General features: G+C 63.5%; 11 protein-coding genes. 9 read left to right on the top strand and 2 right to left on the bottom strand.

What is annotated here, in order from left to right:
* The 7 genes from SH809_14825 to SH809_14795 form a co-directional block, all read left to right on the top strand.
* A partial coding sequence (locus SH809_14825; GenBank protein MDZ4700979.1) for a hypothetical protein occupies window positions 1-482 on the top strand: 482 nt, incomplete at its 5' end.
* Window positions 483-575: 93 nt separating this feature from the next.
* Window positions 576-1,481 (top strand): MBL fold metallo-hydrolase, encoded by a 906-nt coding sequence (locus tag SH809_14820; GenBank protein MDZ4700978.1) that lies wholly within the window; start codon window positions 576-578, stop codon window positions 1,479-1,481.
* A 255-nt stretch (window positions 1,482-1,736) separates the two neighbouring features.
* Complete coding sequence (locus tag SH809_14815) at window positions 1,737-3,974, top strand: carboxypeptidase regulatory-like domain-containing protein (GenBank protein ID MDZ4700977.1); 2,238 nt, start codon at window positions 1,737-1,739, stop codon at window positions 3,972-3,974.
* A gap of 33 nt (window positions 3,975-4,007) precedes the next feature.
* Window positions 4,008-4,940, top strand: a complete 933-nt coding sequence (locus tag SH809_14810; protein ID MDZ4700976.1) for a hypothetical protein — start codon at window positions 4,008-4,010, stop codon at window positions 4,938-4,940.
* A 120-nt stretch (window positions 4,941-5,060) separates the two neighbouring features.
* Window positions 5,061-5,504 (top strand): MarR family transcriptional regulator, encoded by a 444-nt coding sequence (locus SH809_14805; protein ID MDZ4700975.1) that lies wholly within the window; start codon window positions 5,061-5,063, stop codon window positions 5,502-5,504.
* A gap of 24 nt (window positions 5,505-5,528) precedes the next feature.
* Complete coding sequence (locus SH809_14800; GenBank protein MDZ4700974.1) at window positions 5,529-6,497, top strand: ring-cleaving dioxygenase; 969 nt, start codon at window positions 5,529-5,531, stop codon at window positions 6,495-6,497.
* Window positions 6,490-7,158, top strand: coding sequence for a dienelactone hydrolase family protein (locus SH809_14795; protein MDZ4700973.1), 669 nt, complete (start codon window positions 6,490-6,492; stop codon window positions 7,156-7,158). The genes SH809_14800 and SH809_14795 overlap by 8 nt, the downstream gene beginning before the upstream one ends.
* A gap of 73 nt (window positions 7,159-7,231) precedes the next feature.
* On the opposite strand, the gene SH809_14790 is transcribed toward SH809_14795, so the two are convergent.
* Both SH809_14790 and SH809_14785 read right to left on the bottom strand, forming a co-directional pair.
* Window positions 7,232-8,734, bottom strand: coding sequence for a sugar ABC transporter ATP-binding protein (locus SH809_14790; protein MDZ4700972.1), 1,503 nt, complete (start codon window positions 8,732-8,734; stop codon window positions 7,232-7,234).
* A gap of 45 nt (window positions 8,735-8,779) precedes the next feature.
* A complete protein-coding gene (locus SH809_14785; GenBank protein ID MDZ4700971.1) occupies window positions 8,780-9,781 on the bottom strand; it encodes a substrate-binding domain-containing protein in 1,002 nt (333 codons plus the stop codon).
* Between the two features lie 126 nt (window positions 9,782-9,907).
* On the opposite strand from SH809_14785, the gene tsaE reads away from it, so the two are divergent.
* Together tsaE and SH809_14775 are read left to right on the top strand one after the other, a co-directional pair.
* Window positions 9,908-10,381, top strand: a complete 474-nt coding sequence (gene tsaE, locus SH809_14780) for a tRNA (adenosine(37)-N6)-threonylcarbamoyltransferase complex ATPase subunit type 1 TsaE (GenBank protein ID MDZ4700970.1) — start codon at window positions 9,908-9,910, stop codon at window positions 10,379-10,381.
* Window positions 10,362-10,990 (top strand): Mur ligase family protein (locus SH809_14775; protein MDZ4700969.1); only part of this gene is annotated, 629 nt, incomplete at its 3' end. The genes tsaE and SH809_14775, both read left to right, overlap by 20 nt.

The following is a 10,990-nucleotide window of genomic DNA, read 5'->3' as shown; positions in this document are numbered from 1 at the left end:
TCGCGCTCACGTACCCGGACGGGCCTCATAATAGCGAGACCTTGATGGTCGACCCCGCTACAGGCGACCTGTACATCGTCACCAAATCCAGCGGTCGCCAGGCCGTCTACCGCGCGCCTCTCGCGCCGGCGGGCGGTGCGGCGTTTGTGTTGGAACGCGTCGGCGAGGTGGCGCTGCGCGGGTCGGTGAGCTTGACGCAACGGGCCGTCGCGGGGGATATATCGCCCTCGGGCCGGTGGTCCCTCGTGAAGAGTTACGACGTTGTATATCGGTACGAAGCCGGGCTCGATCCATGGTATGCCGATACCCCGGAAGCGATGCCCTACGTGCCCGAGCCCCAGGGTGAGGCGATCGCCTGGGCGGCCGACGAGTCCGGCTACTTCACCCTCAGTGAGGAAGCCGGTGGCGTGCCGGCCATCCTGTATTATTATCCGCTCTCGCCCCGCGAAGGCCAGATTCGCAGCGCCATGCTGCGCGAATGATGCGGCGTGGATCTTGCCGTCCCCAGTGACTATCTTGGTGATGCGCGTCGGCCACCGCGCGCGGCTCACCTCCTCACCTGTTTGTATCTTCCCATGGGACTGAAACCACTTTTTGTATGCCTTTTCCTGTCGCTCATCGCCCTTAGCACGATTGCGCCGGCGGCGGCCCAGCAGAACTTCGATGCCGTCCAGATCGAGACGGTGCCGGTTTCGGGGAACGTCTACATGCTCATCGGCGCCGGCGGCAATGTCGGTGTTTCGATCGGTGAGGATGGGACGTTTATCATCGACGACCAGTTTGCCCCGCTGACCGACAAGATCAAGGCGGCGATCGCGGCGATCACGCCGAACCCGGTTCGCTTCGTCATCAACACCCACTGGCACGGCGACCACACGGGCGGCAACGAGAACATGGGCGCCGGCGGCGCGCTCATCGTCGCGCACGACAACGTCTACCAGCGCATGAGCACCGAACAGTTCCGGGCGGCGAATAATGCCACGACGCCGCCCGCTCCCAGGGCCGCGCTTCCGATCGTCACCTTTGCGGAGGACGTCACCTTCCATCTCAACGGCGACGCGATTCGCGGCATCCATGTGGCGCAAGCGCACACCGACGGCGACGCCATCATCCATTTCCCGGGCGCCAACGTCATCCACATGGGCGATACGTTTTTCGCCGGCCGGTTTCCCTATGTCGATCTCGGTTCGGGCGGTTCGGTGGACGGCGTGATCTCGGCGGCGAATCGGGCGCTGTCGATCGCAAACGAAGAGACGAAGATCATCCCCGGACACGGACCCCTCTCCACGCCCGCGGACCTTCGCGAATATCTCGAAATGCTGACCCGGGTGCGCTCCGCCGTGATGCTGCTCGTCGCCGAGGGCAAAACGCTCGAGGAGGTGCAGGCAGCAAAGCCGGCGGCCGACTATGAGTCCTGGGGCACCGGGTTTATCAATACGGAGCGCTTCGTGGAAACCCTTTTCACGGATCTCTCCTCGTGATAACCCGGCGAGGTGTGGTGGTGCCCGCCTGTGGGAAGTGTATTGGTTCATGCGAAGTCGATGAGTACACCCCCCCCCTTTGCCACCCTTCCCGGCACACCAACGCCTTAGCGGAGCCGTAGCCGTATGTTCGTATCCCGTACTCTGCCTGCTGCCACGCGCATGGCAGGCCCTGGTGGCTTAAGAATCTCCGGTGGCTTAAGAATCTCCGGTGGCTTAAAAGGCACTGGTGGTCGCGCACACCTTTCGCTCCTGTTGGTTGTCCTCTTACTCCTCCTGGGCATGGCGCAGTCGGCGTCTGCCCAGACGGCGACGGTGCGCGGATTTGTGACGGACCGGGAAGACGGCGAAGCGATGCAGGGGGTCAACATCCTGCTCGATAACGAAAACGGCGCCTTTTTTGGCACCGTGACGGATAACGACGGCGTCTACACGGTATCCCGCATCCCGGCGGGCCAGTATCTGCTCAGCATTTCGTATATCGGTTACGCGCCGTACCGCGATACGCTGGTGTTGCGCCCCGGCAGCATCCATACCATCAACGTCGCGCTCGAATACGGCGAATCTCAGATGGACGAAGTGCTGGTGGAGGCCGAGCGCGTCGGCGGCGCAGCGCGGGTGACCGCCGGCCTGCAGACGGTGCGCCCGGAGGATATCGAACTGGTGCCGGCGCCAGACGTCTCGCGTGACCTCGCGACATATCTCGGCACGATGCCCGGCGTCGTGTCGATCGGCGACCGCGGCGGGCAGTTTTTTATCCGCGGCGGCGAACCCTCGCACAATATGGTGCTGCTGGATGGGATGTACGTCCACCAGCCGTTTCACATCCTAGGCTTCTATTCCGCGTTTCCGTCGGATATCATCAACCGGGCGGACGTCTACGCCGGCGGATTCGGGAGCCAGTTCAGCGGGCGGATCTCGTCCGTGATCGATATCTATTCGCGCAACGGCAATAAAAAGCGGGCGGCCGGCTCGGTTTCGCTCGCACCGTTCGTAAGCGGCGCGCTCTTCGAAGCGCCGCTCAAGCGGGATCGCGTGTCGATCCTCGGCTCCTTTCGGCAGTCCGTCATCGATCAGGGGGCGGATCTCTACCTGAAACAGCCGCTGCCCTACACGTTTGGCGATGCGTTTGGCAAGCTGCATATGGTGCTGAACGATAACCAGCAGCTCTCCTTCAGTATGCTGCGCACCCACGACGCCGGCGTGCTGGGCGAGCCGAGTGTGGATCGGGTGCTGGATGAAGTGCGCTGGGAGAACACGGCGTACGGGCTCCGCTACCTGTTTCTTTCCGGCGGGAAACCGTTCCTCGGCGAACTGCTCTTCTCCGTGTCACACATGAGCAACGAACTGGGCCCCGTGGGGGACCCTGTGCGAGTGTCCCAGCACAACAGCTTCAACTACGCGGTCAATTTTACGAATTTTATCGGTAGAACCGAGTATAAGTACGGCATTTTCGCCCGCGCACCCTCGCTGGAGGCGCAACTCGGCGGTCTCTATCAGGATCTGGAATTGGGTATTGGTCGCCGGCACAAGATCGGGATCTATCTGGAACCGGACATCCACATCTCCTCCGAATTGCGCGCCCGCGTTGGAGTCGTGGCGCAGCTGTTCACGGGCAACGAGATCAACCGGTTCTTCGAGCCGCGTGCGCGCATCGTGTGGGAGCGGGGTCAACATCAGGTGAGCGCAGCCGCCGGCAAATACCACCAGGAGGTGATCGGGTTGACGGACCGGCGGGATGCGACGAACGTCTTCACGGCATGGGTGAGCGCGCCCTCCGAGAACCTGACGGAAGCCTACCACTCCATTGCCGGGTACCGCTTCCACCCGAACGACTGGTTGGAGATTTCCACCGAGACCTTCTACAAGTACTTCACGAACATCTGGATCGCGGAGTGGACGTCGTTTCCCCGCTTCACGTCGCGGATGCAGCGGGCCGACGGCCGAGCGCTGGGATCCGACCTCCGCATCGAGGTGCGCCGGCCGGCCTTCTATGCCTACCTCAACTATGGCCTGTCGTCCGTGCACTACAATGCGAAACAGGCGGCGCTGCCGATCTGGTATGGCGTCGAGCGGCTGCGTTTCCGGCCTCCGCACGACCGCCGCCATCAGCTCAACATTCTCGTGAGCACGAAACTCAAGGTATTTGACGTCAGCGTCCGCTGGAATTACGGTTCCGGTCTGCCGTACAACCAGATCATCGGATTCGATGGTTTTGTGAACATGGATGGCATCCAGGACATCTTTACCGCGATCGACAGCCGGCGGATCATCTACGACCGCCCCTTCGAGGGCGTCCTGCCGGCGTACCACCGGCTGGATATCTCCCTGGAGCGCACGTTCGAGTGGGAGCACGCCGGCCTCATCCTGCAGGCGGGAGCCATCAACGTCTACAACCGACGCAACCTGCTCGCGCTCGACATCTTCACCCTCCGCCGAAGCGATCAGCTGCCCTTTGTGCCCACCGTCGGCGTCAAGGTAACGTTCAACTGAATCTTCCGGCGCGGCTTCGCCCGTCGACCTATCATGCCCGCACTGTATCCTGGCTCATCCCTCTGGCCGGCCCGTCTGGCGGTCTTCGTGCTGATGATCGGCGCGCTGGCCGGTTGTGAGGAGGACGTCAATCCGTTTATCGGCACCAACCTGCCCTTTTCAGTCTACGGGTTCATCAACCCGAAAGCGGACACCCATGCCGTGCGCGTGTTCACGATCGATGACCAGTTACGGCTCATCACGCCAGGGCCCATCGACGCGGCGGTTTCGCTGTTGCGCCTCTCGGACGGCGCGCGATTCGCATGGCGCGACTCCGTCATCCAGCTGTTTAATGGAGATTATCGGCATGTGTACTGGCTTTCCGAACCGATCGGATTTGGCGAGACCTATCGGCTCGAGATCGAGCGGTCGGACGGCGTGCTCACCAACAGCACGGATGTCATCGTGCCCGATCCGATCACGATCGAAATCGTTCCGCCCAATACAAATGCGGTCAATGCGATTGAGCTCCCCATCGATCTCGTCGGCGATCCGCCGGCGCTGCCGCGCATCGACCTGACCTATTCCACCTTCTCCGTCAGTTCCGCCGGCGTCACGCTAGCCGAACTCCCCGTTACAGTGAGCTACAGCGGGAAACAGGTGCGTCGCGAGGATCGGTGGAGCCTGACCGTCGCCCTGCGCGATGACTTCCGCCTCATTGCGCGCGCGTATGCCCAGCTCGAACTCCCCGGCCAGCTGATCTGCGCCGGCGAAATGCGTCTGGACGTCCATGTGGGTAACGCCGAATGGGTGTCCCCCGTCGGAGCGTTCGACGAAAACGTCCTCGTCGAGCCCGGCACGCTGACCAACATCGAAAACGGCTTTGGATTTTTCGGCGCCGGCTACATCGAGACCGTCGCCTGGCTCCCACCCGACCTGCTCCTGCTCCGCGCCGGCTTCTCCGATTGTCTTGTCCCGGGCGGCTGATCGATTGGGTTGGTGTAACAGGAATTCGTTTTGGCGCACCCATGGTACGACATCGAATAACTCGACGTTGATTCACTCGACGTTGATTCACTCGATGTCAATTCACATATACCCGAATACATGCCTACCCATTTTTCAGGGAGCCCGGAGCAGGTTCTGGCGCTCGACACCTTGATCAAGCTCTCGCGTGCATCCGAATCGGTGTCGGCGCGGGTGAACACCCATCTCCAGGCCTACCGGCTGACGGTGAGTCAGTTCGGGGTTTTGGAGGCGTTGTATCATCTGGGGGATATGATGCCGAGTGAACTGGCCGGTAAGATCTTAAAGAGCGGCGCTAACATGACGACGGTACTCGACAACCTGGAGCGCCGCAGCCTCGTAGCGCGTACCCGGCGCGGCGACGATCGCCGGTGTATCGAGGTGCACCTGACGGAAGTCGGCCGGAGCCTGTTCGAATCGATCTGGCCGGCGCACGTGGAGCGGGTTGCCGCGGCGATAGGCCGGCTCGATGCCGAAGAGCAACAACGGCTCGGCGCGCTCTGCCGGAAGTTGGGCCGTGGATGATTCGGGAATGAATACGAAACGATCATGAATGCCATACAGGGACTCCATCATATTACCGCTGTGGCAAGCGATCCCCAGGCGAACCTCCTTTTTTACCAGCGTGTGCTGGGGCAGCGGCTCGTAAAGACAACCGTGAATTTCGACGACCCGGGCACGTATCACCTCTATTATGGCGATGAAGTCGGGACGCCGGGGACGATCATGACGTTTTTCCCCTGGCGCCACATGCCGCGTGGACGCCTCGGCACGGGGGAGACGAGTGCGGTGGCGTATGCGATCCCGGCCGGCTCTGTCGCCTACTGGGCGGATCGACTGGCAGGATTCGGGCTGAGCATACGCGAGGAAGAACCCCGCTTCGGGCACCCGATGCTTCGGTGTTACGACCCGGACGGGTTGGAGCTGGAACTCATCGCGACAGATGAGCCCTCGACAATCGAACAGTGGGCCGAGGGTCCGGTACCGCCGGCCCATGCGTTGCGCGGGTTTCACAACGTCACCCTGCTTCTAGCCGAGATCGAGGCGACGGCCGACCTGCTCGTGAGCCGGCTGGGGTACTGCTTGATTGGCCAGGAGGGTGCGCGGTATCGGTACGCCGGCGCGTCGGCGGACAGGGGCTTGTATGTGGATCTGGTCCACGCTCCGGGCGAAGCCGCCGGGCGTTTCGGGGCAGGGTCGATCCACCATATCGCCTTTCGCACAGTGGATGACGAAGAGCAGGTGGCCTACCAGACGGCGTTGTACGATGCCGGCGTCGGGGTGACGGATGTGAAGGACCGCCAGTACTTCCATTCGATTTACTTCCGATCGCCTGGCGGGGTGTTGTTCGAGATCGCGACGGATGCGCCCGGATTCGCATACGACGAGCCCGTGCCGGCTCTCGGCGACACGCTCAAGCTCCCGCCCTGGATGGAATCACGTCGGGGCGAAATCGAAGCGCGGCTGCCGGCGCTTGACCGGTCGGTGCGGCATCCCCGCGAGGTGAACCATGGCTGACTATCTGATTGATCCGCATACGGGGGGCTCTGTCGCCGTGGCAGGGGCGCCGCTTGCCGGCGCTTTGGCCGTCGTAATCCTTGTTCACGGCCGGGGGGCTTCGGCCGAAGGGATGCTCGACCTCGCGCGCCATTTCTGGCGCGACGACGTGGCCTATCTGGCCCCGCAGGCGGCCGGCGCGACGTGGTATCCCCATTCGTTTCTGGCCCCGATTACGCGTAACGAACCTGGCTTGTCGTCTGCCCTATGGGTCCTCGATGGGCTCGTCGAGCAGGCCGGGGCAGCCGGCGTGCCGGCCGAAAGGGTCCTACTCGTCGGCTTCTCCCAGGGCGCCTGCCTCGCGCTGGAGTTCGCCGCCCGCCATCCGCGCCGATACGGCGGCGTTGCGGCGCTGAGCGGTGGCCTCATCGGAAGCGGCGAACACCCGGGCGCACCCCCTCCCGACGACAAGGCCTTCGTGTATCCCGGCTCGCTGGCTGGGACGCCCGTGTTGCTCGGTTGCAGCGACAACGATCCCCACATCCCGGTCGCCCGCGTACACCGTTCCGCCGAGGTCCTCACCGCCCTCGGCGCCGTGGTCGACAAACGCATCTTCCCCGGCATGGGCCACACGGTGCACCCGGATGAGATCGCTGTGATCGAAGGCTGGCTGGGCGGATAGAGTGAAAGGTGTAACGTGAAAAGTGCAAAATTGGGGATCGGGATTGAAGCACAGGCCTTGAACTTTTCACTTTTCACTTTTCACTTTTCACTTTTCCTCCGCTCGCGTATCGAATAATCGAATTGCTCGTCCATTCCCCGGCCTGCCGAACGTCGGAGAGGGCGCCGCGGTGCATGACGGCGATGGTGTCGCAAACGCCGAGCAGTTCGGGGAGGTAAGAGCTGGTGAGGACGATGGCTTTGCCGGCGCGCGCGGCCTCATCGATGAGGTGGTATATCTCTGCCTTGCTGCCAATATCGATGCCGCGGGTGGGCTCGTCGAGTAGGAGGATGTCGCTGTCGTCGTGCAGGAGGCGGGCGAGGCAGAGTTTCTGCTGGTTGCCGCCGGAGAGGGTGCGGGCCGGCTGGAGGGGGGAGTGGGCGCGGATGCCCAGGCGCGTGACCCAGTCGGCCGCGGCGGCGTGCTCGTGCCGGCGGTTGAGAAAGCCGAGCTTACTGTACCGGCGGGCGGAAGAGAGGGTGAGGTTGGCGGTGATCGTCATGTCCACGGCCAGTCCCTCCGCTTTCCGGTCCTCGCTGAGCAGGTTGATGCCCAGGCCAAGGGCGGCGGCCGGGGTGAGCGTGGAGAGGCGGACAGGCCCCGAGGGGCCGATGCGCAGGGCGCCGCTTTCACCCGGCTGGAGGCCGAATAGGGTTCGCAGCAGCTCCGACCGGCCGGCGCCCACCAGGCCGGCGATGCCCAACACCTCGCCGCGATGCACGGTGAGCGACACGTGGTTCGGTGCGCCGCCATCCGGGCCGCAGGCGTTATCAACGGTCAGGAGCGGATCGCCGGGCGTGCGGTGGCGGCTCGGGTACAACTCGCCGGCGGGCCGGCCGATCATGGCCGCGATGATATCATCCAGGTGCGTCGCGGCAATCGAGCCGTTGGCCACCGATTCGCCGTCGCGCAGCACGGTGTATCGGTCCGCCAGCGTCATCACTTCTTCCAGGAAATGGCTGATGTAGACAATGGCGACCCCTTCGTCCCTGAGGCGACGGATGACGGTGAACAGGGCGCTGGCGTCGTCGGCCGAAAGCGAACTGGTTGGCTCGTCCATCACGACAATCCGGGCGTTCGAAAGCAGGGCGCGGGCGATTTCCACGACCTGTTGTTTTCCGATGCTGAGCCGGCCGGCCGGCGCATCGAGGTCGATCTCCCCCTGCCCGAGCCGCTGCAGCGCTTCGCGCGCTTCGGCGCGCCGCGGCCGGATCCACCCCCATTGCCGGTGTTCGAGCCCGAGGCAGATGTTGTCCAGGACCGACAGATGGGGCGCTATGGTCAGTTCCTGATAGATCATCCCGATGCCGGCGGCCCTTCCGTCGCGCGGTGTGCGGGGAGTGTAGAAGGCGCCGTCGATCGTCATATGACCCGCATCCGGTTGCAGGGCGCCGCTGAGCACCCGCATCAGCGTACTCTTCCCCGCCCCATTTTCGCCGATAAGCGCATGCACCTCGCCGGCGGTGGCGGAAAGATCCACCCCTCGAAGCGCCCGAACGGGGCCGAACGATTTGACGATGCGGGAAAGAGAGAACAAGGGATTGGCGATTAGCGATTAGCCATTAGCGATGGGGGCGTTTACCTACTCGTTCAGCCAGGTGGCGAGGTCGGGGGTGAGTAGTTCTCGTGCTTCGGGTGTGTCGATATTCTCCGGGGTGATCATCATAATCCGGGTGTCGAGGCGGGATTCGAAGGGCTCATTTCGGAGGATGGCGACGGCGGTTTTGACGCCGTTGTAGCCCATGTCGAACGGATCTTGCAGGGCGAGGCCCTGGATGTGGCCGGCTCGGAGGCCGGCGAGCAGCGTTTCGTTGGCGTCGAACCCCACGAAGCGGACGGCGCCGGCGCGGCCGGCGGTTTCCAGGGCGCGGAGCATGCCCTGGGTGGCGGACTCGTTCGAGGCGAAGATGCCGTCAACGTCCGCGAAGCGATTTAGGAGATTTTGAGAAGCCTGGAGGGCGCGCTCGACGGTCGGGCCGGCGTACTGGTTCTCGGAGATGATCTCGATGTCGGGCGCGTAGGTGCGGATTTCCTCGAGGAAACCCTCCTCGCGGTGCGCGGTGCTCGCCGAGCCCTCCTGGTAACGAAGTACGATGACCCGCCCCTGTTTTCCAAGGAGGTCCGCCAGTCGGCGAGCGCTGAGCCGGCCGCCGGCGCGGTTATCGGTGGCGACGAAGCTCGACTGAGCGTCCGACTCGAGCGCGGAGTCGATGATCACGACGGGGATCTTGCGACCGACGGCGGCTTCGACGGGCGGCGCGAGGCTGCGGGCATCAAGCGGGGCCAGCACGATGGCGTCGACGCCGCGGCTGATGAAGTTCTGGACGACCTGGATCTGCAATTGGCGGTCATCCTCGCGTTGGGGCCCCTGCCAGATGATATCTACGTCCAGTTCACTCGCGGCTTTGTTGGCGCCGGCATGGATACTTTTCCAGAACTGGTGCGTCGTTCCTTTAGGGATGACGGCGATTTCGAGCCGGCCCGGGGTGGTGCTGGACGTGCTGTTGGATTCGCCGCCCGGCGTGCAGCCGGCCAGGAACGCGGCGATGCCGCAGGCTACGAGGGAGAGGTATGACGCGCGCATGTAGACGAGGGAAAGAAGGAGAGGGACGCAGGAATCTACCGAATTATGTACAAAAGTTCGCGTGCCGGCCGCACAGGAATCACCGCGAGGCGGCGGGCGTTCTTGGGGAAACCTGACGTCCCGCGTATGCCCCGCTCTTCCGCTACCGAGCCCATCCTTTCCCACAGTCCGGAAGAGACCCTGGCGCTGGGCGAGCGGGTGGGGCAGACGCTGGGGCCAGGCGATGTCGTAGCCTTGTACGGCGATCTCGGCGCCGGGAAGACCCATTTCGTAAAAGGCGTCTGTACGGCATGGGGAATCGACGAGGGGGCCGTGAGCAGTCCGACGTTTACTCTGGTGCAAGAGTACGCCGGCCGGGACTTTCCGGTATACCACTTCGATGCCTACCGTATCCGCCAGCGTAGCGAGTTTTTTGAGCTGGGGTATGAAGCCTATTTCTTCGGGGACGGCGTGTGTTTGGTCGAGTGGCCGGAGCGCGTGGAGTCGCTGCTGCCGTCGGATACGATCCGGGTGCGGATCGAACACGTTGACGAACACACGCGCCGGATTTTCTGCCCTGGTATCCATCCCCCATCGCCCGATGACGATAGCCGACGCTGAAGCCTACTTGTTGGGATTGCCCAGCTTTTCCGTAGCCGGCGCCGTGGCGTATGCCCCGGGTCTGGAGCGGATCGCCGCGTTGATGGCCGGCATGGGCGATCCACACCGTGTGTTGCGCGTGGCGCACGTTGCGGGAACCAACGGAAAAGGCTCCACGTCGTCGATGCTGGCCGCGATAGGCACGTCCACCGGACGCAGGGTAGGCCTGCACACCTCCCCCCACCTGTACCGGCTGCAGGAACGGATGCGGATCGATGGCGTGGCCATTCCCGATGGGCGCCTGGCGGGACTGGTGGGGCGTTACGTGGATCTATTCGAAGCCGTGGGGCCGAGTTTCTTCGAGGCGACGGTTGCGCTGAGCTTCCTGTATTTCGCGGAAGAAGGCGTCGATCTCGCCGTCGTAGAGGTGGGGTTGGGCGGGCGGTTGGACGCGACGAACATTGTCGAACCATCGGTGTGCGCGATCACAACGATCGGTCTCGAGCATACAGCGATTCTGGGGGATACGCTCGAGGCGATCGCTGCGGAGAAGGCCGGCATTATAAAGGCGGGCGTGCCTGTTGTGAGCGGCGTCGAATCACCGGACGCGGCCGGCGTGATCTCGGAGGT

Source organism: Rhodothermales bacterium (assembly GCA_034439735.1).
In the GTDB taxonomy this organism is placed as follows: domain Bacteria; phylum Bacteroidota; class Rhodothermia; order Rhodothermales; family JAHQVL01; genus JAWKNW01.
The sequence above is the reverse complement of the archived record's forward strand: the minus strand, read 5'-3'. Positions and strand labels throughout refer to the sequence as shown.

Bases quoted from the DNA above. Each gene is read 5' to 3' on its own strand.
- SH809_14820 (MDZ4700978.1), top strand. From the start codon at position 576: ATGGGACTGAAACCACTTTTTGTATGCCTTTTCCTGTCGCTCATCGCC.
- SH809_14810 (MDZ4700976.1), top strand. From the start codon at position 4,008: ATGCCCGCACTGTATCCTGGCTCATCCCTCTGGCCGGCCCGTCTGGCG.
- SH809_14805 (MDZ4700975.1), top strand. From the start codon at position 5,061: ATGCCTACCCATTTTTCAGGGAGCCCGGAGCAGGTTCTGGCGCTCGAC.
- SH809_14800 (MDZ4700974.1), top strand. From the start codon at position 5,529: ATGAATGCCATACAGGGACTCCATCATATTACCGCTGTGGCAAGCGAT.
- SH809_14795 (MDZ4700973.1), top strand. From the start codon at position 6,490: ATGGCTGACTATCTGATTGATCCGCATACGGGGGGCTCTGTCGCCGTG.
- SH809_14785 (MDZ4700971.1), bottom strand. From the start codon at position 9,781: ATGCGCGCGTCATACCTCTCCCTCGTAGCCTGCGGCATCGCCGCGTTC.
- tsaE (MDZ4700970.1), top strand. From the start codon at position 9,908: ATGCCCCGCTCTTCCGCTACCGAGCCCATCCTTTCCCACAGTCCGGAA.